Source organism: Dactylosporangium sucinum, assembly GCF_014647515.1.
GTDB classification, from domain to species: Bacteria; Actinomycetota; Actinomycetes; order Mycobacteriales; family Micromonosporaceae; genus Dactylosporangium; species Dactylosporangium sucinum.
The window spans coordinates 21,250-43,554 of sequence record NZ_BMPI01000088.1; the positions used below are offsets into that span (position 1 = coordinate 21,250).

Sequence of the window (22,305 nt, forward strand, 5' to 3'; positions counted from 1 at the left end):
GGTCGTGATGTGGTGGGCCATCCTGGCCTCGTCGCCAGTATCCGCCGCTCGGAGGGTTCCAGGATGCTGCCGCGCGGTCGTCGGCCAGCGATGATGTTAGCGTTCACATGCACGTTGCTGCTGGCCGGTGCCTTCGGCGTCCTGGCCGTGCTCGGCGGCGGCCGGCCCGCCGCCGCGGCGGCCGCGCCGCTCGCCGCGCCGCCGATGGGCTGGGCCTCGTGGAACAGCTTCGCCGCCCAGATCAACTACAGCGTCATCAAGGGTCAGGTCGACGCCCTGGTCGCGTCGGGCATGAAGGACGCCGGCCACCAGTACGTCAACATCGACGAGGGGTGGTGGCAGGGCACCCGCGACGCGGCCGGCAACATCACCGTCGACCTGAACGAGTGGCCCGGCGGCATGCAGGCGATCGCCGACTACATCCACAGCAAGGGTCTCAAGGCCGGCATCTACACCGACGCGGGGCGCGACGGCTGCGGGTACTACTACCCGACCGGGCGGCCGGCCGCACCCGGCAGCGGCAGCGAGGGGCACTACGACCAGGATTTCCTGCAGTTCTCCCGGTGGGGCTTCGACTACGTCAAGGTCGACTGGTGCGGGGGCTCCGCCGAGGGACTCGACCCGCGCGGCACCTACCAGGCGATCAGCGACGCGATCGGCCGGGCCACGGCGCAGACCGGCCGGCCCATGGTGCTCTCCGTCTGCAACTGGGGCGTCGCGAACCCGTGGGACTGGGCGCCGGCCATGTCGAACCTGTGGCGGACCAGCGGCGACATCATCTTCTACGGCGAGCGCCCGTCGATGAGCCGGGTCCTGGACATTCGACTCCGCGCAGCACCCCGGCGCGCAGGGCCCGGGCCACTACAACGATCCCGACATGCTCGTCGCCGGCATGACCGGGTTCACCACCGCGCAGAACCGCACCCACCTCAGCCTGTGGGCCATCTCGGGCGCGCCGTTGCTCGCCGGCAACCGGCTCGACCAGCTGAGCGCCGAGACCCGCGCCGTGCTCACCAACCGGGAGGTCATCGCCGTCGACCAGGACGCCCTCGGCCGGCAGGGGGTCAAGGTCGCCGAGGACCGGTCCGGCCTCCAGGTGTACAGCAAGGTGCTGTCGGGCGGTGGCCGCCGGGCGGTCGTGCTGCTGAACCGCACCGGCGCGGCGGCGTCGATCACCGCCCGCTGGGCGGACCTCGGCCTGACCGGCGCCGCCACCGCACGCAACCTGTGGACCGCGACCAACCTCGGGACCCTTGCCGCCGGCTACACGACGACGGTGCCCGCGGGCGAGGCCGTGCTGCTGACCGTCACCGGCACCGACAGTGCCGCGGGCCGGCTCGTCGGCGGCCAGTCCGGCCGTTGCCTGGACGTGCCGAACTCCAGCAGCAGCAACGGCGTCCAGCTGCAACTGTGGGCCTGCAACGGCCAGACCAACCAGCAGTGGGCGCTGCGCTGACCCGCACGCGGGTGCCGCCCGGGCGGCACCCGCTTTCATCTCGGTCCCTCACCCGGCGCGGACGTACCGTCGTACCGTGCGGATCCTGGTTGCCGGCGCCACCGGTGCGATCGGGCGTCAGCTCGTGCCCCAGCTGCTCGACGCCGGCCACGACGTCACCGGGTTCTCCCGGACGGCCGGCGGCATCGAGCGGATCCGGGGTCAGGGGGCGACCGCGGTGCAGGGCGACGTCTTCGACCGCGATGGACTGCGCGCACTCGTCGTCGCGGCCGCGCCCGACGTGGTGATCCATCAGCTCACCGACCTGGCCGGTGCCGACGACGCGGCCAACAGCCGGCTGTGGCGGGAGGGGACGCGCAACCTGGTCGATGCCGCCCGGCAGGCGGGGGTCGGGCGGTTCGTCGTGCAGTCGCTCGCCTTCGCGTACGTGCCGGGGGAGGAGCCGGCCGACGAGACCGTGCCGCTCGACACCGGTGCGACTGCGGAGCCCGTGCGGGCGATGGAGGAGATCGTCGCCGAGGTGGACACGGCCGTCGCGCTGCGGTACGGGACGCTCTACGGGCCGGGAACCTGGTACGCGCCCGGCGGCGCGGTCGCCGCGGCCCTCAAGGGGGAGCCGGGTGCGAAGTTCCTCGGCAGCATCGTCGCGGACCGGTCGGTGACGTCCTTCGTGCACGTCGCCGACGCCGCGGGCGCCGCCGTCGACGCGCTCGGCTGGCCGTCCGGGCCGGTCAACATCGTCGACGACGAGCCGGCGCAGGGACGTGCGTGGCTGCCGGTGCTCGCCGCGGCGATCGGCGCGCCCGCGCCCGAGGAGAGCGACGGGCGGATGCCCGGGGCCCGGGGTGCGTCCAACCGGCTGGCCCGGTCGCGGGGCTGGCGGCCGCGGTACCCGAGCTGGCGCACGAGCTTGGGTCGCTGACGGCGGCGGTGGCGTCCGGCCGAGCGCCGGAAGCTTGGCGGCGCCCCATCGGCCGCCGCCGGCTGGAATACTGCATGGCATGACTCTCCGGCGCTGGGCGTGGGTCGGGGTCCTGCTCACCGGCATCGCCCTGTACCTGCTCGTGCTCGTCACGATGGTGACGACCCAGAACTCCAACTTCGTGCCATCGATGATCCTCATCGGCTCGGTGACCGCCCCGGCGACGTTCGTGACGTTCGCGCAGGGGCGCTCGGGGCGCTGGCAGGTGCCGGCCGGCACCATCGCCGCGACCGCGTTCTTCGGCGGCGTCGTGGGTGTCGTCGCCGCGGGCTGGCTGGAGTACGACGCCCTGCGGGCGCTCGGCACCCTGCCGAAGGCCGGCGTCGGCCTCATCGAGGAGGCCGCGAAGCTCCTCGCCCCGGCCGCGGTCCTGCTGCTCACCCTGCGCCGCCGCCACGAGCCGTCCGACGGGCTGGTGATCGGGGTGGCCAGCGGCATGGGCTTCGCCGCGCTGGAGACGATGGGGTATGCCTTCAACGCCCTCATCGCCTCGAAGGGCAACATCGGCGCCGTCGAGGAGACCCTGTTCGTGCGTGGCCTCACCGCCCCCGCCGCGCACCTGGCCTGGACCGGCCTGACCGCCGGTGCGCTGTTCGCGTTCGCCGCGGCCCCGACCGGCCGGCGCATGACGGCCCTGCTGCTCACCTTCGCGGGCGCTGTCGCGCTGCACGCGCTGTGGGACAGCTTCGACAACATGCTCGTCTACGCGGTGCTCGGCGCGATCAGCCTGACCTGGCTGATGATCCAGCTCCGGCGGTACCGCACGTTCGAGCCCCATCCGCACCCGCCCGTCGCCGCGCAGCCCACCCACCGCTGAGCCCGGGCGGCGTTGCGTCCGATCCCTGGCATCGGGCGCATGGTCAGACGTGGGGTCTGGCACGACGCCGCCAAGAAGCCGGGCGTCGGCACCTGCCGCGAGCTCGAGGCGGAGGGCAAGCCGTACCGGATGACCGAGATCGACTTCATGATCCCGATGTCGTACTGCCTGAAGACCGCCGAGGGCCGCTGGGCGTTCGTCAGCCACCGCCCGGTCGACTGGAAGAACCACAACCAGAGCCCCTCCTACCTGGTCTGGGTCACCACCTGAGCGGATCGATAGGGTGGCTCGAATGGAGATCACCAGCATCGACCCGCAGGGTCGCTCCTACGCCCAGGGTGCGCTGCTCACCGGTGCGACGCGCCTGCTGTACATCAGCGGCCAGGTCCCCGAGACGCCCGACGGCGCCGTCCCGGGCGACTTCGAAGCTCAGTGCCGGCTCGCGTGGGACAACGTCCTCGGGGTGCTCGCTCGCGCCGGCCTGAGCAAGGAGCACCTCGTCAAGGTCACCGTGTTCCTCTCCGACCGGCGGCACCGCGAGGCCAACTCCCGCATCCGCCACGAGGTGCTCGGCGGGCACAGCCCGGCGCTCACCGTCGTCATCACCGGCATCTATGACGAGGCGTGGCTGTTGGAGATCGAGGCCGTCGCGGCGGCCTAGCCGTACGCTGTGGCCCATGAAGGCCCGCGCGGTCATCGCCACCGCGATCGGTTCCGTCGCGTCGGTCGCGGCCGGAGCCGGCACCTACGGCATGGTGAACCTCGGCGCCTGCGAGGCGACCGGGAACTGCCGGATCTCCTCCGGCGTCGTCCTGGTCGCCTTCATCGGCGGCTCGGCGGTGGCCGGCATCGCCATCGTCGCCGGCGGCGGGCTGCGCCTACCGGCCGTGCTCGTCGCCGCGCTCGCGGCAGGCGCCTTCGCGACCGCTGCGTCGGGCAACCAGCTCGGCTGGCTCCTCGGGGGCATCTTCCTGCTCGTCGGGTTCGGCACCCTGGCCGTGGCCGCGCACACCCGGCGGATGACGCGGCGGGCCGGCGCCAGGATGCGGGCGCTGATGCGCGCCGCCGTCGAGGCAACGCAGGACACGCTCACGGGTCCCGGCCTGCCGGCGACGGGCACCGTGCTGTCGGTCACCGACACCGGTACCACCGTGAACGACGACCCGCTGGCGACGCTGCGGCTGCGGGTCGCACCGGCCGACGGGTCGGCGGCGTTCGAGGCGGTGGTGACGAGGCTGGTGCCGCGGCTGGCCGCGCCACGGCCAGGCGACCGGTTCGTCGTCGAGTACGATCCGGCGGACCCGACGCGGCTGGCCGTCCGTGCCGCGCTGCCGGCCGAGCCGGGGCACGGCAGCCTGGTGGACCAGCCGGCCGACCAGCGGGCGACGCTCGGCAAGCCGCCCTCCAACGGCATCACCTGCGCCTGAGGCCGAGCCGGTGCCGCCGCCACCTCGGTCGCCCGAAAAGATGGGGCCCGAATGGACCTTGGGTGTGGTAAGAACGGCGCCATGGTGACGCTGGGCATCGATTTCGGGACATCGTCGACGGTCGCGATCGTCGGCCTCGACGACCGGCGGACCGTGCCGCTGCAGTTCGACGGCTCGCCGATGCTGCCGTCGGCGGTGTGCCTCACCGACGCCGGGCTCGTCGCGGGCCGCGCGGCGATCGAGGCGGGGCGCGGCCGGCCCGACGCGTTCGAGCCGCACCCGAAGGCCCGCATCACCGACGGCGAGGTCCAGCTCGGGCCGCGCACGTTCCCGGTCGCCGACCTCGTCGCCGCCGTCCTGCGCCGCGTCGCCGACGAGGCCGCGCGCGTGGCCGGCCGCCCCGCCGACCGCCTCGTGCTCACCCACCCGGCATCCTGGGACGGCCTGCGCCGACAGGTCCTCGTCCAGGCCGCGGCCTCGGCCGGCCTGCCGGCACCGGGGCTGGTCGCCGAGCCGCTGGCCGCCGCGCGGGCTTTCGATCATGTGGTACCGCTGGGAGCCGGCATCCTCGTCTGCGACTTCGGCGCGGGCGGGTTCGACGCCTCGGTGCTGCGCCGCACGCCGGACGGTTTCGCGCTGGTGTCCTCGCAGGGCGCCCCGGAGGCGGCGGGCCTGGACCTGGACGCGGCGATCGTGGTGGAGCTCGGCGCCGCGTACGCCGCCGCCGACCCGGCGGCCTGGCACCGCCTGAGCGAGCCGGCGACGTTGCCGGACCGGGCCGCCGCCCACGCGTTCTGGGACGCGGTGCGGCAGGCGAAAGAGACCCTCGCCGTCGCCCCCGTGGCCGCGGTGCCGGTGCCGATCCTGCAGGTGCAGGCCACGCTCACCCGCCCGCAGCTCGACCAGCTCGCCCACCCGCTCCTCGGCCGCGCGGCCACCGCGGCGGGCCAGGCGCTGCAGGCGGCCGGCCTGGCCCCGGCCCAGCTGGCCGCGGTCGTCCTCACGGGCGGCGGAAGCCGGCATCCGTTGGCGGCTCCGGCGTTGCACCAGGCCTTGGGCGTGCCGCCGCGGCTGATGCCCCAGCCGGAGCTGCTCGTGGCGTCGGGTGCCCTGGTCGCGGCCGGCCCGCCGCCGCAGGCCGCCCCGTCCGCTGCCGTGGTGTCCGCCCCGCCCGTCGTCTCCGCTCCGCCCGTGTCCGCGATGTCGGCTCCACCGGCAGCGCCTGCGGCCGCGGTCCCTCAGGTGCCGTCCGATGCTCCGACGGCGCCGTTCCAGTCGCAGCCGGCGCCCGCCGAGCCGGCAGCCGTGGCCGCCCCGCCGGCCGGTCCGTTCCCGCCGACCGTGGCCGCCCCGCCGGCCGGTCCGTTCCCGCCGACCGTGGGCGCCCCGCCGGCCGGTCCGTTCCCGCCGACGGTGGGCGCTCCGCCGGTGGGTCCGTTCCCGCCCGCGGCCGCCGCGCCGGCCGGGCACCTCCCGCCATTCGTAGCGCCCGCCGGGGCCGCGCCGGCCGCGCCGTTCCCGGGTCAGGTGCCACCGCCGGGTCCCTGGCCGGTGCCGCCGGCGTCCGCGGGACGGCGCAAGGGCCTGCTGATCGCCGGCGTCGCGGCCGCCGTGTTCGTCGTGCTGGCCCTGGCCGCCGGCGCGTTCGTCGCCGTGCGCCTCGTCGGGGACAACCGGTCCAGCGCGGCCGGCCCCGCCGTCTGCGACGGCCCGGCGACGGACGGGTACCCGCCGCTGCTGCCCGGCTTCGACAAGCGCCTCGCGACCGAGCCGACGGTCGCCCGCGGCAACGCCGACGTCACCGCGCTCGGCAAGACGGTCCTCATCGAGGGCCGCTGCGCGCCGGTGCGGGCCGGCCAGACCATCACCGTCAACTACGTCATGATGACCCTGCGGGACGGCCGGATCGCCGACTCGTCGTGGACGAAGCAGCAGACGTTCGATGCCCGGGTGGGCATGCGTGAGAAGGACCTCCAGCAAGAGGTCATCGACGGCTGGGACCAGGGCCTCGTCGGCGTCAGGGTCGGCAGCCGCGTCCAACTCGACATCCCGCCCCGCCTGGCCTACGGCGACAACCCACCGCAGGGCGCCCCGGAAGGCGCCCTCCGCTTCGTCGTCGACGTCCTCAACGCCAAGGACTGAGCGTCCACCGAAGGCGCGCTCGACCGGGCGCGCCGCTCGACGTCGGCCAGGCGACCGCGTGCGGCGGGCACGGCCGTTCGCCGGGTGGCAGGCGGGGCGCCCGGCACCGCATCGACCGGCGCGCACGCCGAATAATCCGGGCGTGCGCCTGCTGATCGCCGGGATGACCTGCCTGCTGCTGGCCGCGTGTGGTGGGCCGGCGCGGCCCACCCCGACGCCGTCCGCCTCCGCCGCGGCCCCCGCGGCCCCGGCGGCCCCGGGGTCGCCGTCCCCGGTGCCGCCGAGCCCGTCGGTGTCGCTCGCGCCGGTGCCGGCCGGCTTCGTGGACCTGTCGGACGTGGACAAGAGCATCATGTCCGACATCCGGTACGCCACCCCGCACAACTTCGTCGGCCGGCCGGTCACCGGATACCTGCGGGCGCGCTGCCTGGTCACCCGCCAGGCGGCCGAGGCCCTGCACCGGGTGCAGCAGAGCGCTCTGGCGCGCGGGTACAGCCTCAAGGTGTACGACTGCTATCGCCCCCAGCAGGCGGTCGACGACTTCGTCCGCTGGTCCGGGGACGCCGACCAGCGCATGAAGGGCGAGTTCTACCCGAAGGTCGACAAGTCCGCCCTCTTCGACGACGGGTACATCGGCGGGCCCACCGCACACAGCCGGGGCAGCACGCTCGACCTGACGCTGGTGGCGACGCCGGCGCCCCAGCAGCCGCTGTATCGCGGGGACGACCCGCTGGTGCCGTGCACCGCCCCGGCGGACCAGCGGTTCCCGGACAACACCATCGACATGGGCACCGGCTTCGACTGCTTCGACCCGCTGGCGCACACGGCGGCGACGGGCGTGAGCGCGGCGCAGCGCGAGCACCGTGCGCTGCTGGTCGGCCTCATGTCGGCCGGCGGCTTCACGAACTATGCGAAGGAGTGGTGGCACTACACCCTTCGCGACGAGCCGATCCGGGACACGTACTACAACTTCCCGGTCGCCTGAGCGCCGTCGGGGCCGGTTGCATCCACCGCGCCGGAGGTCAGCCGGCCGCGGCCGGTCCGGTCGCCGCGTCGGCGTCCGAGTAGTGCACGCCCGAGCGGGGATTGCGCGTGAGCCACGCGAGCATCTCGTTGACCTCGAGCGCGTACCACTCCGTGTACCCGCACGCCGCACAGATCCACACCTCGAAGCGCCCCGCCTCGATGCGCTTGCCGAACTCCCCACCGGCCGCCGATCCGGAAGCAAACCGGGCGACTCCCGGCAGGAGTTCGACGAGATTGCTGCTGTCGGTGTCGGGGATCATGACGGGGTCGACGTGCCACAGGCGCGGGCACTGACACTTGACGCAGCGGCGACTCGTACGCATGGGCGCAGCGTAGACGCCCTCGGTGCGGTACGAGCCGGGCGGTCGGCCGGGGTTGACGAGCGCCCCGGAACGCGTTCCGGGGCGCTCGTCTCACTGGTCGATCGCGAACATGCCCGTGGGGACGCCGGCGACCTCGACCTGGCGCCAGATCGAGCGCCAGTGCGGCAGTTCGTGGTAGCGCCGGAGCCCGGCGAGGCCGCCGAGCCAGCCGGCCCAGCCCGGGTAGGGCGGGTTGGCGGGGTCGAACCCGCTGTGCACCACGGTGAGCCGGGTCTTGCCGTCCGAGCCTTCCAGCTCCCAGCTGGTGGTCTCGTTGTCGGCGAACAGCAGGGTCGCCTTGCGGCCCGGCTCGAACTCGACGAACTTGGCCCCGCCGGGGTCCAGCTCGAACCCGCCCATGGCGAAGCGGCCGCCCACATAGGGCTCGATGTCCACGTGGGCGCCGAACCACTGGCGGAACACCTCCGGCTGGATCATCGAGTCGAACACCTCGTCCGGCGCCGCGTCGATCACCATTGCGGCGTGCAACTCGGCCGACGTGAAGTCGCACTTGGGCGTCAGCTCGCGACCGGCGACATAGTCGGCCAGGTTGGCGATCGCCAGCGACCAGAACGTCTGCAGCGCGCCCCGGGCACCGGCCCTGTCGGCCAGCACCTCCTCGAACCGGGGCAGGTCGGTCTGGCTCAGCGTGACCAGCGTGCCGTCCTCGTCCTCGGCCACCTCGAACTGCGTCGTGGTCTGCACGCCGTCGAGCGTCCAGGCGAACCGGATGGTGCGCTCGTCCACGTGCAGCACGCGCTGGTGCGGCTCGGCGCCGTCCGGCGTGAAGCGGCCCCAGAACTCGTACTTGCCGGGCAGGTCGACGTCGGCGTGCTCGGCCAGCCAGACGCGCAGCGCGGCCGGGTCGGTCAGTGCCTCGTACACGACCTTCAGCGGGGCCGGAACGACCGCGCGCAGGCGCAGGTCAAACTCGGTCATCGGGATCTCCCTTCGGATAGCAGGCGACGGCCAGCCGGAACGCGTCACCTTCGGCACCGCCGTAGCGGGTGAACAGGTCTCGCAGCGTCTGCTGCAACTCGTCGAGGAACGCCTTGCGCTGCTCCGGCCGCACCCGGATGTCCCCGGACACGCCGATCGACGGCAGGTCCGGCCGGGTGAGGTCGAGCGCGGCGACGTCCGCCTGCACGTCCTCCATCAGGTCGACCAGGTAGCCCAGGCTGAGCCGGTCGCGGGTCTGGCGCAGCCCGATCCGGCCCACCAGGCTCGGGGACAGCCAGTAGGACCGGCCCGCCGCCTGGTAGATCCCCTCGTGGATCCCGCGCACCCGGCGCTCGGCGACCTGACGGACCAGGCTGGCCTCCAGCAGCCGCTTCACGTGGTAGTAGACCCGCTGCGGGGTCTGGTCGAGCTCGACCGCCACCTCGGTGCACGACCGGGGCTCGGCGAGCTGCCGCAGCACTTCGATCCGCTGCGGCTTGAGCAGGGCCTCAGCCTGCTCGATCTGGTCGAGGTAGACGACATTTCTCATGGCGAAAACAAGTCTTTACGTACAAGAAGTTTTTGTCAATCACCCGGGAACTGCGCGGCCGCGGCGAGATCAGCGTCAGGAAGTCCCGGCGGCGGTCCTGGCGAAGCGGCGGGCCAGGTGGCCGAAGGCGGCGACGAGCTCGGCCGGGCCGGCAACCTCGATCTCGGTGTCGAAGCGGGCGAGGGCGGCGGCGAGGCTGGGCCAGGACCACGAGCCGAGCGTGAGCCGGCAGCGGTCCGGGCCGAGCTCCTCGACGATCCCGTCGCGCGTGTAGCGGGCCACGGTGGCGGCGGGCAGGTCGAGGATCGCGGTGCCCTGGCAGGGCCAGGCGACGGTGCCCTCGTCGGCGCCGCGGAACCTGCCGGTGACGAAGGTGGTCACGTCGCCGCCGGGCAGCTCCCTGGGCGTGAAGCGGGGTCCGTTGGGGATGCGCAGGGTGATCCGGTCGGCGCGGAAGGTGCGCCAGTCCGACCGGTCGAGGTCCCACGCGACGAGGTACCAGCGCCCGTCCCAGGTGACGACGTGGTGCGGCTCGACGCGGCGCGGGGGCTCGTCCGCGGTCTCGGAGCCGTAGTCGAAGCGGAGGATCTCGTGGGCCCGCGCGGCGGAGCTGATCGCCAGGAGCGCATCGCGGTCGATCGGGGCGGCCGGCCGTGAGGCGGGCCGTTCGACGGCGGTGATCTGGAGGGCGTCGATGCGGTGCCGGAGCCGGGACGGCATGACCTGCCGGACGGTGGTCAACGCCCGTGCGGCCGCTTCGCCGGTGCCGTCGCCCAGTGTGGTCGCGGCGATCTGCAGCGCGATGGTGAGGGCGATGGCCTGCTCGTCGTCGAACAGCAGCGGCGGGAGTTCGGTGCCGGCGCCGAGCCGGTAGCCGCCGTCGGGTCCCTTGACGGCGGCGATGGGGTAGCCGAGCTCGCGCAGCCGGTCGACGTCGCGGCGCACGGTCCGCAGGCTGATGGCGAGCCGCTCGGCCAGCAGCGTGCCCGGCCAGTCGCGGCGCGTCTGCAGCAGCGACAGCAGGGCCAGCAGTCGAGCGGAGGTTTTCGGCATGCGTCCGAATCTACCCACGGTAGGTGCCACATCCTGTCACCTATGCCGCCGAGCCTTGGTGATGACGCCGGCCGGACACCGTGACCGGAAACAACTCTCACCAGGAGTCTCGATGAGCATCACCACCACCGCCCACCTCAACTTCCGCGGCAACGCCCGGGAGGCGCTGGAGTTCTACCGGTCGGTGTTCGGCGGCGAGATCATGGTCATCACGTACGGCGACTTCGGGATGCCGAAGGAACTGCCCGACGCCGGCAAGGTCGTCTGGGGCCAGGTCGCGGCCGGCGACGGCTTCCGCGTCATGGCCTACGACGTGCCCAGCCAGGCCGGAGCCGGCATCGCGCCGGCGCCCGCGACGCGGCGCGAGCACGGCATGACGCTGACCGGCGAGCCCTTCTTCCTGTCCGTCCGCGGCGAGACCGTCGACGAGGTCGGCGCGCTGTGGGAGAAGCTGGCCGATGGCGCCACCATCGTCGAGGCGTACGGCCCGGCGCAGTGGGCGCCGGCGTTCGGGATGCTGACCGACCGCTTCGGCATCACCTGGATCCTCGACGTCGCCGCCCAGTACGCCGACGCCTGATCCCCGCCCTCCGGCACCGGGACGCGGCGGCGCCAGCCCGGCCGACTCGTCCCGGTGCCGGATCCCCCGGCCATGAGAAGGAGCCATGCATGCGCACGCGTCCCCTGGGCCGCACCGGCATCCAGGTCAGCCCCTACTGCCTCGGCACCATGATGTTCGGCCCGAACGGCAACCCCGACCACGACGACTGCATCCGAATCATCCACCGGGCCCTCGACGCCGGTATCAACTTCATCGACACCGCCGACGTCTACGGCGGCGACGGCGAGACCGAACGGATCGTGGGCAGGGCCCTGCGCGGCCGCCGCGACGACGTCGTGCTCGCCACCAAGGTCAACGGCCCGATGGGCACGGATCCCAACCGGCGCGGCAACTCCCGCCGCTGGATCCTCACCGCGGTCGATGCTTCGCTGCGTCGCCTCGGCGTCGAGCACATCGACCTCTACCAGGTCCACCACCCCGAACCCGGCACCGACATCGAGGAGACCCTCGGCGCGCTGACCGACCTCCAACGTGCGGGCAAGGTGCGCGCGATCGGCCACTCCAGCCTGCCGGCCGCGGAGATCGTCGAGGCCCAGTGGGTCTCCGAGCGGCGCGGACTGGCCCGCTTCCGCACCGAACAGCCGCCGTACTCGATCCTGAACCGCGGCATCGAACGCGAGATCCTCCCGGTCTGCGCACGCTACGGGCTCGGCACGCTCGTCTGGAGCCCGCTGGCCATGGGCCTGCTCACCGGCCGCTACCGCAAGGGCGGCGGCGAGCGGGCCGCCCGGGCCCGGATGCACTGGGTGCCCAGACACATGACCGACGAGCGCAAGCTCGACGCCGTCGAGCGGCTCATCCCGATCGCCGACCAGGCCGGGCTGACGCTGACCCACCTCGCCCTGGCCTTCACCGTCGCCCACCCGGCGGTCACGTCGGCCATCATCGGCCCGCGCACCACGGCCCACCTCGACGACCTGCTCGCCGGCGCCGGCACGACCCTCGACGACGACATCCTCGACCGGATCGACGAGGTCGTCCCGCCCGGCGTCGACCTCGGCCCGATCGACGTCTCCTACGTGCCGCCGGAGCTCGCGCAACCCCACCTGCGCCGCCGCCGCACCGCCGACCGCGCCGCAGCAGGCCGGAGATGACCGGACGCACGCAACTCAGCCGTGCAGGGTTCGACGGGACTGCAGGAAGGCACGCTCGGTCTCGTTGGTGGCCAGCGCGATGGCCTGGTCGTAGGCGGCTCGGGCCGCTGCGTCGCGGCCGAGCCGGGCCAGCAGTTCGGCCCGGGTGGCGGGCAGCCGGTGGTAGCCCGGGAGGTCGACGTCCGCCAGGGCGGCGAGGGCCGCCGCCGGTCCGTGCACCTCGGCGACGGCGACCGCACGGTTGAGCGCGACGACCGGGGTCGGCGCGAGCGCGAGGAGCTGGTCGTAGAGGGCCAGGACCTGCGGCCAGTCGGTGGCGGCGCCGTCGGTGTGCACCGCGCTGATCGCCGCCTGGACCTGGTACGGGCCGGGCCGGTTGCGCCGCAGGCAACGGCGGACCAGGTCGTGGCCCTCGGCGATGAGTGTCCGGTTCCACAACGACCGGTCCTGGTCGGCCAGCAGCACCAGTGCGCCGGTCGGGTCGAGCCGGGCCGGGCGGCGCGCCTCGGTCAGCAGCAGCAGGGCGAGCAGGCCGAGGACCTCGGGCTCGTCGGGCATCAACGCGGCGAGCTCGCGCGCGAGCCGGATCGCCTCGGCGCACAGGTCCGTCCTGATCAGCGGTCCGGCGGTGGCCGCGTAGCCCTCGTTGAACATCAGGTAGAGCACGGTGAGCACCGGCGGCAGCCGGTCCGGCAGCTCATGTTCGGCCGGTACCCGGTAGGGGATGCCGGCGTCGCGGATCTTCTTCTTGGCGCGCACGATCCGCTGGGCGACGGTCGCCTCCTGGACCAGGTACGCCCGGGCGATCTCCGGTACTTCGAGGCCGCCGAGCAGGCGGAGCGTGAGGGCGGTCCGCGCGTCGGGAGCGAGCGCCGGGTGGCAGCAGGTGAAGATGAGTCGTAGCTGGTCGTCCTGCACCGGTCCCACCTCCTGGGGCTCGTCCTGCTGGTGCAGCAGCAGGGCCTGGGCGTGCCGGGCCTCGCGGATCGACTCGCGGCGGAGCCGGTCGACGGCCCGGTTGCGTGCGGTGGTCACGATCCAGGCGCCCGGATTCGGCGGCGGGGTCTGCCACTTCTGCAGCGCCGTCGCGAAGGCGTCCTGGACCGCCTCCTCGGCGAGGTTGATGTCGCCGAGGAGGCGGGCCAGGGTGGCGACGCAGCGGCCGTACTCCGCGCGGTAGATGCTCGCCAGGTCCATGTCGGGTGACCGGCGCCTGTTCAGGCCTGGGACAGGTCGTCGAAGGGGCGCACCTCGACCGGGCCGCAGGCCGCCGCGCACTTCTCGGCCCAGGCCAGCGCCTGGTCCAGGTCCGCGCACCGGATGACCCAGAACCCGGCGAGGTGCTCCTTCGTCTCGGCGAACGGCCCGTCGCTCATGGTGGTGGTGCCGTTCTCGATCCGCACGACGGTGGCGCTGTCCGGCGACAGGAGGCCGCCGGCGAAGACCCAGGCGCCCGCGGCCCGCAGCTCGTCGTTGATCCGATCGGTCTCCCTGAACATGGTCTGCGTCTGCTCGTCGGACGGCGCCGGCGCGCCCTCGACGGAGTGCACGGCAAGCAGGTACTGCTTCATGACGGTCCTTCCGGTGGTTCGACGGTGGGACGGCGACGGGAAACGCCGGATCAGGCGGCCAGGCGGCGCGCGACAGCGGGGATCACGATCGCGGCCGCGACCAGGTGGGTGAGCATCAGCAGCACCTTGGTGGCCGCCCCGGCGTCGGCGATCACGTCCGGCACCAGCGACAGGACGGTCAGCGCCACCGTCGTGCGGACGAACGTGCGCCGCGGACGCCGGGCGAAGCGGGACAGCAGCGCCGCGATGGCCACGCCGACCAGCGAGAAGACGGCGGTCAGCACGCCGAACCCCGAGACCGGGATCGGGGCGCCGGCCATGTCGAGGCTGATCCCCGCCGCGTGGCCGGCGGCGGCGACGGCCATGGTGGCGGCGCTCGCGGCAGCCGCGGCGACGACGCCGGTCCCGATCAACGCACCGATGGTCGAAGCGGTGGCGCGGGTCGTGCGCACGGTGGTGGTCATGGTGCCCTCCAACGGGTGTGCGGACCGGCTCGGTGCCGGGCTCTCACCAGGGCTACGAAAACGGCCAGCCCCGATCGACAGGCACGCCCACATCTTTTTCCGGAGACTTTCGACGCCGGCGTACGCCGAGGCGGTCCCCGGGCATAGCGGACGAACCCGACGATACGCCGGTGACGCCCGCGGCACGCGCCGCGCTGGGGTGGGGTAACCAGCGCCGCGGGCGGTCTGTCGGTACGTTCAAGGGCATGTCTCTGCGGTACCCCACGGCACCCCGGCCGGGCCGATGACGGCGCCGAGCCGGCGCGAGACGCGTGCGCTGCTTGCCCGGGCGGCTGAGGTACAGGACGATGCCGGGGCGATCGTCGACATCCTCCAGGCCGCGCGTGCGGAGGTCGTCGAGGCGTACGCCATCGCGAGCGAGCCCCAGGTCTGGGCCGCGATCGGGAAGATGTCCATCGAGACCGTCAAGGACACCGTGGACGGGCGGGCCCGGCTGGACGAGCTGCCGGCGCACGGGATCTGCTCGGTCGCCGACGTGCTCAAGGCCGGGGCGGACCGGCTGACCGCCGTGCCCGGCATCGGTGACGGCACCGCCCGCAAGACCATCCACGCCGCTGAGCAGCTCAAGCGGGCGGCGCGGGACTCGCTGCAGTTCCGGATCGAGTTCGACCCGAAGAACGCGGACATGACCCGGCTGGTGCGGGCGCTCGCGCGCTGGGGCGCGGTGTGGCACGCGGCCGGGGCACACGAGCATGACGCGGGCAAGCTTGCCGCGGAGCTGGCGAGGGAGCTACCGGTCGCCGGACCTGCCTCGGCGGGTCGGGTGCGCCGGCTGTTCATGCGGGCCGGGGACAAGGCCGTCGCCGACGACGCGGCGCGGCGGGTGCGAGCGATGGTGGAGACCGCCGAGGCCGGTGGGCTGCCGCGGGCCGCCCGGGAGGCGCGCGCGGTCCGAACGCCGGGCGACAGGCAGGCCTGGCGCGACTTCGAGCAGCGCTCGGCGGACTACTACGGCCTGCTCAGCCAGGTCGTCGGACTCGGCGGCGACGTCGCGGCGAGCGAAGGGTTCCTGCCCGCCGACATCGTCGAGCGGGTCGGCGCGCAGCAGCTGGACACGTCCCGGCTCAACGACAGCCTCCGGTTGCGCGGATACCAGTCGTTCGGCGCCCGGTTCGCCCTGGTCCAGCGGCGGGTCGTGCTCGGCGACGAGATGGGGCTGGGCAAGACCGTGCAGGCCATCGCCGCCATGGCGCACCTGGCCGCCCGCGGCGCCACGCACTTCCTCGTCGTCTGCCCGGCCAGTGTACTGATCAACTGGTCTCGCGAGATCACCAGGCACTCGACGATTCCGGTCGTCAGCCTGCACGGCAACGGCCGGGCCCGGGCGGTGGCCCGGTGGCGCAACGCGGGCGGCGTCGGCGTGGTCACGTTCGGCTCGCTCGGCGCGCTCGGGCTGCCCCCGCCCCGGCCCGCGCTGCTGGTCGTCGACGAGGCACACTACGTGAAGAACCCGAACGCGAAGCGGTCGCAGGCGGTCAACCGGGTCGCGGCGGAGTCCGAGCGGGTGCTGTTCCTCACCGGCACCCCGATGGAGAACCGGATCGACGAGTTCCGCGCCCTGATCGAGCACCTGCGGCCGGACGTCGCCGCCGGCATGGGGCCCGAGCACGCCGCGATCAGCGTCGAGGCGTTCCGGCGCGCGGCGGCCCCGGTGTACCTGCGCCGCAACCAGCCCGACGTGCTCACCGAGCTGCCGGAGCTGGTCCAGGTCGACGAGTGGGAGGAGTTCGGCGCCGAGGACGGGGCCGCGTACCGCGAGGCGGTGCGCGAGGGCAACTTCATGGCCATGCGCCGGGCCGCGTTCGCCGTCCGCCGCCCGCACGACTCGGCGAAGCTGACCCGCCTGCTCGAACTGACCCGGGAGGCGATGGCCAACGGCCGCAAGGTCGTGGTCTTCTCGTACTTCCGCGACGTCCTGGAGACCACCGGAGCCGCCCTCGGCGCCGACGCCCGCGGTCCGATCACCGGCTCGACACCGGTCGCCGACCGCCAGCGCATCGTGGACGAGTTCTCCGCATCGCGGAAGCCGGCCGCGCTGGTGTGCCAGATCGAGGCCGCCGGGGTCGGCGTGAACATCCAGGCCGCCTCGGTGGTGATCCTGTGCGAGCCGCAGGTCAAGCCGTCGATCGAGGCCCAGGCGATCGCCCGGGCACATCGGATGGGACAGGTGCGTACCGTCCAGGTGCACCGCCTGCTGATCGCCGACTCGGTCGACGAGCGGATGATCGAGCTCCTCGGCTCGAAGGCCCAGCTCTTCGACGCGTACGTCCGCCACAGCACGATCGCGCAGGCCGCCCCGGGCGCGGTGGACATCTCCGAGGTACAGCTGGCGCGGATGATCGTCGCGCAGGAGCAGCAACGGCTGGCGGGCACCCCGGAGCCGCCCCGCCGCCTGGTCGCCACCACACCGGCCACCGAGCAGGCCCGCCGGCCGTGACCTACGGGTCGAGCCGCCGCCGGTGCGCCCGATCGCGTACCGGCCCCCGGGGAGGCGCAGCTCGGCCTCCGTGCCCGCGACGTCCGGCGCCGGTCAGGCGCGCACAGGTCTCGCTCGCCGCGCCGGCCGCCGGCCGCCGGCCGCCGGCCGCGGTAGAGTCGGTCGCGCTCGGCGAAACGACGCCGGCGAAACGGGGGGAGGCTCGTTGACGAGCAGACTGCTGCAGGTGGTGGTCGACTGCCGGGACCCGCATCGGCTGGCCGGGTTCTGGGCGGCCGTCCTGGAGTACCGGGTCATCGAGGACAAGGGCGACCAGGTCGAGATCGCCTCGTGGGAGCCGACCGTGGAGGCGGTCCGCCGGGAGCCGATGCCCTCGACGGTCATGTTCATCAAGGTCCCCGAGGACAAGCTCACGAAGAACCGGCTGCACCTCGATGTCATGCCGTTCGACGTGACCCAGGACGCCGAGGTCGAGCGCCTGATCGGCCTCGGCGCCCGGCGGGTCGACATCGGCCAGGGCGAGCAGAGCTGGGTCGTCATGGCCGACCCGGAGGGCAACGAGTTCTGCGTGCTGCGCAGCATCGCACCGTAGTGCGAGGAGAGTTCGCGTAGCGGGGTCCGGGTGTGCGGCCTCCGCACCGCCACCACGCCGTCGATCTCCCCGGCGGAGGTGCATTGCGGGAGCGCTCAGCCGCGGCGGCGTCGGCGGCCGTGACCCGGACGGGTCGGGGCCGCCGGCGCTCGAACTCGGCCAACGTTCGGTGACCGGTCAGAAGGGGAAAGCGCGGGGGGTGTCGCGGAGCGTGACCCACTGCAGCTCCGTGAAGTCCTCCGCCGCGAAACCCAGCCCGAAGCGCCCCCAGCCGCTGTCCTTCACGCCGCCGAACGGCATCTGGGGCTCGTCGTTCACGGGCTGGTCGTTGACGTGGACGATGCCCGCCTCCAGGCGCCGGGCCAGGTCCAGCGCGCCGTACGTGTCCCCGGTCAGGATGCCCGCCGTCAGGCCGAAGCGGGACGCGTTCGCCCGTGCCACCGCCTCCTCGCGGTCGGCCACGACCTCCAGGATCGCCACCGGGCCGAAGGTCTCCTCGAACGCGATCTCGGCCTCCGGCGGTACCTCCGCCAGCACCGTGGGCGGGTAGCACGGCGGCTGCGGGGTGCCGCCCGTCAGCACGCGGGCGCCCAGGGCCACCGCCTCGTCGACGCGCCGGGTGACCAGCGACAGGGCCCAGCGGTTGATCAGCGGGCCGATCACCGTCGACGGGTCGCGCGGGTCGCCCACCGGGAGGGTGGCGACCTTCGCGGTGAAGCGTTCGGTGAACTCCGCCGCAATCGCGTGCTCCACCAGGATGCGGCGCGCGCACATGCACACCTCGCCCTGGTGGACGAACGCGCCGTACGCGGCCGCCTCCACGGCGTGGTCGAGGTCGGCGTCGGCCAGGACGATGAGGGAGTTGTGGCCGGACAGCTGCAGCACCGGGCGCTTGAGGTGGCGGGCGGCCAGCTCGGCCAGCCGGCGGCCCGTGACGGTGGAGCCGGTGAAGCTGACCCGGCGCACGCGCGGGTGGGTGACCAGCTCCTCGGCGATCATGCCGGCGTCGCCCGAGGCGTGGGTGACCACGTTGAGCGCGCCCGGCGGCAATCCGGCCTCGGCGAAGATCTCCGCCCAGATGGTACCGCCGGACATGGGCGACTCCTCGGAGGGTTTCAGCACCACGGTGTTGCCCAGCGCGAGGGGTCCTGCGACGGCGCGCCCGGCGAGGACGAGCGCGGCGTTCCACGGGGCGATCGCGGCGACCACACCGACCGGCCGGCGCACCGCGAGGGCCCGGGTGCCGGGCACGTCGGACGGCAGGACCTGGCCCGTCGGCGCGTAGGCGAGGGCGCCGGCCTGCTCCAGCAGCGACTGGCAGAAGTCGAGCTGTACCCCGGCGAAGTGGGCGCCGCAGCCGGTCTCCGCGGCCAGCAGGTCCCGGATCTCGCCGCGGCGGCGATCGAGCACACCGGCGGCGCGGAGGAAGATCCGTTGCCGCGTGGCCGGTAGCGCCCGGGCCCAGCCGTCGAACGCGGCGTGCGCGGCCTCGATCGCGCGGCGCGCGTCGTCGGCGTCGCCGGACGCGACCCGGGCGAGCGGGCGGCCGGTCCACGGGTCGTCGTCGGTGTGCTCGCGGCCGCCGATCGACGGGACCCACTCGCCGGCGATGTGGTGCGACACCAGGGGCAGCTCGTCGGTCACGATGTCGGTGCTCCTCGGCGCTCGGGGCGTCACCCACGGCTCGGGTCAGGTGTTTCGAATACTAAAACGCCGTTGCTACGGTTGGGCATGTCCCTTGACGCAGAGGAACCCGCGGGCCCGCCGGCCTCCCTGTCGCAGTCGCTGGAGCGCGGCCTGGCGATCCTGTCGGCGTTCACCAGCGCCGGCCCGCTGCTCGGCGTCGCGGACCTGTCCCGGGCGGTCGGGCTCAACCGCTCGACGACGTACCGGTACGTCGCGACCCTGGCCGCGCTCGGGTACGTCCAGCAGGACGCCGAGACGCGCAAGTACGCGCTCGGCCCGCGGGTCGTCGACCTCGGCTTCGCGGCGCTGTCCTCGATGGAGGTGACCCGGGTCGCGCACCGGCACCTGCAGGCACTGTCGGACGAGACGGGGTATGCGGCGAGCATGGCGGTGCTCGACGGGCCGGACATCGTCTACGTCGAGCGCTGCCGCAGCCGCCGCAGCGCCGGGGTGGCCGTCGACCTGAACCTGCACGTGGGGTCGCGGTTGCCGGCGTACTGCACGTCGATGGGCAAGGTGCTGCTGGCCCACCGGGAGCCGGTGGCCCTGCGGACGCTGCTGGACCGCACCGACCTGGCCCGGCGCGGGCCGAAGACGATCGTCGCCCGGGAGCAGCTGATGGCCGCGCTCGCCCGGGTGCGGCAGAGCGGGATCGCGGTCAGCGACGAGGAGCTGGCGCCCGGCCTGCGCTCGATCGCCGCGCCGGTGCGGGACCGGACCGGGCACGTGGTGGCGGCGATCAACGTCGCGGCCCACCTGACGACGTGGACCGTCTCGCTGGACTCGCTCGTCACCAAGATCGAGGGGCCGCTGCGGCGCACGGCCGGCGAGATCTCGACGCGCATGGGGTATCGCGCAGTGTTCGAATAGTTGAAACACCGTGTTGATGGAGCGGACAACGCGGTCCTACATTCGGCGGCATGTTCCTGGACGCGGCACAGTGGGACGGCAAGATCTTCGTCGGCGGGTCCTGGGTCCCCGGCTCCGGCGGCACCCGCACGGTGGTCGAGCCGGCGACCGGCGCCCCGCTCGGCACCGCCGGACTGGCCTCGGCCTCGGACGTCGCCCGGGCGGCCGAGTCGGCGGCCGCCGCGCAGCGCGGGTGGGCGGCGGCCCCGCACCCCGAGCGGGCCGCGGTCCTGCGCCGCGCCGGGGCGCTGTTCGCCGCGCACGCCGAGGAGATCTCCTGGTGGAACATCCGCGAGGTGGGCGCCGTCCCCGGGATGGCGGGCTTCGCGGTACACACCGCGGAACAGGAGTGCTACGAGGCGGCCGGGTTGCCGAGCCGCCCCTACGGCGAGCTGCTGCCGAGCGAGCAGCCCCGCCTGTCGATGGCCCGCCGCGGCCCGGCCGGCGTCGTCGGGGTCATCGCGCCGTTCAACGTGCCGATCATCCTCGGCATCCGCTCGGTCGCCCCGGCCCTCGCCCTCGGCAACGCCGTCATCCTCAAGCCCGACCCGCGCACCGCCGTCACCGGCGGCGTCACCATCGCCCGCGTCTTCGAGGAGGCCGGCCTGCCCCCGGGCGTGCTGCAGGTCCTCCCCGGCGGCGCCGACGCCGGCGAGGCGATCGTCAGCCACCCGCTGGTCCGGGTCATCTCCTTCACCGGCTCGACCGCGGCCGGCCGCCGCGTCGGCGAACTGGCCGGCCGCCACCTCAAGCGCGCCCACCTGGAGCTGGGCGGCAACTCCGCCCTGATCGTCCTCGACGACGCCGACCTGGACGCGGCCGTCGGCCTGGCGGCGTGGGGCAGCTTCTTCCACCAGGGCCAGATCTGCATGACCACCGGCCGGCACCTGGTCCACGAGCGGCTGTACGACGACTTCGTCGAGCGCCTGGCCGCGAGGGCCGCGCGCCTTCCGGTCGGCGACCCGGCCCGCGAGCAGGTCGCCCTGGGCCCGGTCATCGACGCGGGCCAGCGCGACAAGATCCACGACCTGGTGACCGCGAGCACCGGCCGGGGCGCCCGCCTGGCCGCCGGCGGCTCGTACGACCGCCTCTTCTACCCGGCCACGGTCCTCGCCGACGCGAGCCTGGACACCCCGGCCTTCGCCGAGGAGATCTTCGGCCCGGTCGCCCCGGTGGCCCGCTTCACCGACTTCGAGGAGGCCGCGTCGCTGGCGGCGGCGAGCGAGTACGGCCTGTCGCTGGGCATCGTGACGCGCGACGTGATGCGCGGACTCGCGCTGGCCGACCGCCTCCCGACGGGCATCGTGCACATCAACGACCAGACGGTGAACGACGAGGCCAACGCCCCGTTCGGCGGCGTGGGCGCCTCGGGCACGGGCGCCCGCTTCGGCGGTGCGGCGGCCAACGTGGCGGCCTTCACGGAGACCCGGTGGGTGACCGTCCGCGGCGACACGGCCCGCTACCCGTTCTGAGCCGTGCCCAGTACGTGGTCCTCGGTCGCCGGCCGCCGCGGCTCGCGAGCTCGCAGGCGAATGACTGATGAGCGCGGCCCACCGACGCCGGAGAGTCGACCTCGACACCGCCGTACCTCGCCGGGGAGCGGCAGAGAGGATCGAACATGCCCGAGGAAAGCGCCGCCGAGGCAAGCAAGGCCGTTGTCCGCCAGTACTTCGAGCTGCTGGACCGGGGCCGCGAGCACCCGGTCTCCATGTGCACGGACGACTTCAAGTTCACCGTCTTCGGATTCCCGACCATCGGCCTGCAGGAGTCCATCGACTTCGCGAAGATCTTCTTCGACGGCATCCCGGACCTGACGCACCCGCTGGAGGAGCTCATCGCGGAGGGCAACACCGTAGCCTTCCGGTACCGGTACGAGGGCACGCACACCGTGGAGCTCATGGGCGCCCCGCCGACCGGCAACCAGATCCTGTACTACGGCATCGGCTTCATGCGGGTCGTCGACGGCAAGGTCTCCGAGTTCATCGTGTCCCCGGACCGGGTGACCCTGATGCAGCAGATCGGCCTGCTGCCGGTCACCTGACGGCCGCCAGGAACGCGAAACCCGGGGGGCCGGCTGGTGGCCGGCTCCCCGGGTGTGGGTGGGTGTTGTTCAGAT

The 22,305-nt window shown here is 73.6% G+C and carries 24 protein-coding genes and 2 pseudogenes; 17 read left to right on the forward strand and 9 right to left on the reverse strand.

Annotation, left to right across the window (positions count from 1 at the left end; genetic code table 11):
* Nucleotides 1-204 precede the first annotated feature (204 nt).
* Nucleotides 205-663, forward strand: a pseudogene (locus IEZ31_RS59915) (glycoside hydrolase family 27 protein); the annotation flags it as partial.
* On the opposite strand, the gene IEZ31_RS58730 reads toward IEZ31_RS59915, so the two are convergent.
* Complete coding sequence (locus IEZ31_RS58730; RefSeq protein WP_268241759.1) at nucleotides 633-779, reverse strand: hypothetical protein; 147 nt, start codon at nucleotides 777-779, stop codon at nucleotides 633-635. The pseudogene IEZ31_RS59915 and the gene IEZ31_RS58730 overlap by 31 nt on opposite strands.
* Before the next feature lie 74 nt (nucleotides 780-853).
* Here IEZ31_RS58730 and IEZ31_RS58735 point away from each other — a divergent pair.
* The 9 genes and pseudogenes from IEZ31_RS58735 to IEZ31_RS49415 all read left to right on the forward strand — a co-directional run.
* Nucleotides 854-1,294, forward strand: a pseudogene (locus IEZ31_RS58735) (alpha-amylase family protein); the annotation flags it as partial.
* The gene (locus IEZ31_RS58740) at nucleotides 1,295-1,456 is read left to right on the forward strand and encodes an RICIN domain-containing protein (RefSeq protein WP_268241760.1); all 162 of its coding nucleotides are present in this window, start codon (nucleotides 1,295-1,297) and stop codon (nucleotides 1,454-1,456) included. It begins immediately after the preceding pseudogene.
* Nucleotides 1,457-1,532: 76 nt separating this feature from the next.
* Nucleotides 1,533-2,378 (forward strand): NAD-dependent epimerase/dehydratase family protein, encoded by an 846-nt coding sequence (locus tag IEZ31_RS49385; protein ID WP_190257087.1) that lies wholly within the window; start codon nucleotides 1,533-1,535, stop codon nucleotides 2,376-2,378.
* A gap of 79 nt (nucleotides 2,379-2,457) precedes the next feature.
* Entirely contained in the window at nucleotides 2,458-3,255 is a 798-nt protein-coding gene (locus tag IEZ31_RS49390) for a PrsW family intramembrane metalloprotease (RefSeq protein WP_190257088.1), read from the forward strand.
* 39 nt (nucleotides 3,256-3,294) lie between these two features.
* Nucleotides 3,295-3,525, forward strand: a complete 231-nt coding sequence (locus IEZ31_RS49395) for a hypothetical protein (RefSeq protein ID WP_190257089.1) — start codon at nucleotides 3,295-3,297, stop codon at nucleotides 3,523-3,525.
* 22 nt (nucleotides 3,526-3,547) lie between these two features.
* Nucleotides 3,548-3,916, forward strand: a complete 369-nt coding sequence (locus IEZ31_RS49400) for a RidA family protein (RefSeq protein WP_190257090.1) — start codon at nucleotides 3,548-3,550, stop codon at nucleotides 3,914-3,916.
* A gap of 16 nt (nucleotides 3,917-3,932) precedes the next feature.
* Entirely contained in the window at nucleotides 3,933-4,682 is a 750-nt protein-coding gene (locus tag IEZ31_RS49405; protein ID WP_190257091.1) for a hypothetical protein, read from the forward strand.
* Nucleotides 4,683-4,733: 51 nt separating this feature from the next.
* The gene (locus tag IEZ31_RS49410) at nucleotides 4,734-6,824 is read left to right on the forward strand and encodes an Hsp70 family protein (RefSeq protein ID WP_190257092.1); all 2,091 of its coding nucleotides are present in this window, start codon (nucleotides 4,734-4,736) and stop codon (nucleotides 6,822-6,824) included.
* A gap of 142 nt (nucleotides 6,825-6,966) precedes the next feature.
* Nucleotides 6,967-7,809 (forward strand): M15 family metallopeptidase, encoded by an 843-nt coding sequence (locus IEZ31_RS49415; RefSeq protein ID WP_229837053.1) that lies wholly within the window; start codon nucleotides 6,967-6,969, stop codon nucleotides 7,807-7,809.
* Nucleotides 7,810-7,846: 37 nt separating this feature from the next.
* Here the strand turns inward: IEZ31_RS49415 and IEZ31_RS49420 are convergent, their stop codons facing one another.
* The 4 genes from IEZ31_RS49420 to IEZ31_RS49435 form a co-directional block, all read right to left on the reverse strand.
* Nucleotides 7,847-8,173 (reverse strand): hypothetical protein, encoded by a 327-nt coding sequence (locus IEZ31_RS49420; protein ID WP_190257093.1) that lies wholly within the window; start codon nucleotides 8,171-8,173, stop codon nucleotides 7,847-7,849.
* A gap of 90 nt (nucleotides 8,174-8,263) precedes the next feature.
* On the reverse strand, nucleotides 8,264-9,151 hold the full coding sequence (locus tag IEZ31_RS49425; RefSeq protein WP_190257094.1) for an SRPBCC family protein: 888 nt from the start codon (nucleotides 9,149-9,151) through the stop codon (nucleotides 8,264-8,266).
* Entirely contained in the window at nucleotides 9,138-9,701 is a 564-nt protein-coding gene (locus IEZ31_RS49430; protein ID WP_190257095.1) for a helix-turn-helix domain-containing protein, read from the reverse strand. The genes IEZ31_RS49425 and IEZ31_RS49430 overlap by 14 nt, the downstream gene beginning before the upstream one ends.
* A gap of 75 nt (nucleotides 9,702-9,776) precedes the next feature.
* On the reverse strand, nucleotides 9,777-10,754 hold the full coding sequence (locus IEZ31_RS49435; protein ID WP_190257096.1) for a helix-turn-helix transcriptional regulator: 978 nt from the start codon (nucleotides 10,752-10,754) through the stop codon (nucleotides 9,777-9,779).
* A gap of 112 nt (nucleotides 10,755-10,866) precedes the next feature.
* Here IEZ31_RS49435 and IEZ31_RS49440 point away from each other — a divergent pair, with 112 nt between their 5' ends.
* Together IEZ31_RS49440 and IEZ31_RS49445 are read left to right on the forward strand one after the other, a co-directional pair.
* Entirely contained in the window at nucleotides 10,867-11,334 is a 468-nt protein-coding gene (locus IEZ31_RS49440; RefSeq protein ID WP_190257097.1) for a VOC family protein, read from the forward strand.
* Between the two features lie 89 nt (nucleotides 11,335-11,423).
* Nucleotides 11,424-12,470 (forward strand): aldo/keto reductase, encoded by a 1,047-nt coding sequence (locus IEZ31_RS49445; protein WP_190257098.1) that lies wholly within the window; start codon nucleotides 11,424-11,426, stop codon nucleotides 12,468-12,470.
* A gap of 15 nt (nucleotides 12,471-12,485) precedes the next feature.
* Here IEZ31_RS49445 and IEZ31_RS49450 read toward each other — a convergent pair whose 3' ends face one another.
* The 3 genes from IEZ31_RS49450 to IEZ31_RS49460 are packed head-to-tail and all read right to left on the reverse strand — an operon-like array spanning nucleotide 12,486 to nucleotide 14,505.
* Nucleotides 12,486-13,667: an RNA polymerase sigma factor gene (locus IEZ31_RS49450; RefSeq protein WP_190257099.1), complete on the reverse strand. Its 1,182-nt coding sequence runs from the start codon at nucleotides 13,665-13,667 to the stop codon at nucleotides 12,486-12,488.
* Between the two features lie 20 nt (nucleotides 13,668-13,687).
* A complete protein-coding gene (locus IEZ31_RS49455) occupies nucleotides 13,688-14,041 on the reverse strand; it encodes a YciI family protein (protein WP_190257100.1) in 354 nt (117 codons plus the stop codon).
* 50 nt (nucleotides 14,042-14,091) lie between these two features.
* On the reverse strand, nucleotides 14,092-14,505 hold the full coding sequence (locus IEZ31_RS49460; protein ID WP_190257101.1) for a DUF6069 family protein: 414 nt from the start codon (nucleotides 14,503-14,505) through the stop codon (nucleotides 14,092-14,094).
* Between the two features lie 283 nt (nucleotides 14,506-14,788).
* Between IEZ31_RS49460 and IEZ31_RS49465 the strand changes: the two genes are divergently transcribed.
* Complete coding sequence (locus IEZ31_RS49465) at nucleotides 14,789-17,002, forward strand: DEAD/DEAH box helicase (protein ID WP_190257102.1); 2,214 nt, start codon at nucleotides 14,789-14,791, stop codon at nucleotides 17,000-17,002.
* Between the two features lie 205 nt (nucleotides 17,003-17,207).
* Nucleotides 17,208-17,594 carry a VOC family protein gene (locus IEZ31_RS49470; protein WP_190257103.1) on the forward strand — a complete coding sequence of 129 codons (387 nt, stop codon included), beginning with the start codon at nucleotides 17,208-17,210 and terminating at the stop codon, nucleotides 17,592-17,594.
* A 177-nt stretch (nucleotides 17,595-17,771) separates the two neighbouring features.
* Here the strand turns inward: IEZ31_RS49470 and IEZ31_RS49475 are convergent, their stop codons facing one another.
* Nucleotides 17,772-19,238, reverse strand: coding sequence for an aldehyde dehydrogenase family protein (locus tag IEZ31_RS49475; protein WP_190257104.1), 1,467 nt, complete (start codon nucleotides 19,236-19,238; stop codon nucleotides 17,772-17,774).
* 87 nt (nucleotides 19,239-19,325) lie between these two features.
* Between IEZ31_RS49475 and IEZ31_RS49480 the strand changes: the two genes are divergently transcribed.
* The 3 genes from IEZ31_RS49480 (at nucleotide 19,326) to IEZ31_RS49490 (ending at nucleotide 22,230) form a co-directional block, all read left to right on the forward strand.
* Nucleotides 19,326-20,150 carry an IclR family transcriptional regulator gene (locus tag IEZ31_RS49480; RefSeq protein WP_190257105.1) on the forward strand — a complete coding sequence of 275 codons (825 nt, stop codon included), beginning with the start codon at nucleotides 19,326-19,328 and terminating at the stop codon, nucleotides 20,148-20,150.
* 50 nt (nucleotides 20,151-20,200) lie between these two features.
* The gene (locus IEZ31_RS49485) at nucleotides 20,201-21,661 is read left to right on the forward strand and encodes an aldehyde dehydrogenase family protein (protein ID WP_190257106.1); all 1,461 of its coding nucleotides are present in this window, start codon (nucleotides 20,201-20,203) and stop codon (nucleotides 21,659-21,661) included.
* 146 nt (nucleotides 21,662-21,807) lie between these two features.
* On the forward strand, nucleotides 21,808-22,230 hold the full coding sequence (locus tag IEZ31_RS49490; protein WP_190257107.1) for an ester cyclase: 423 nt from the start codon (nucleotides 21,808-21,810) through the stop codon (nucleotides 22,228-22,230).
* Nucleotides 22,231-22,305 lie beyond the last annotated feature (75 nt).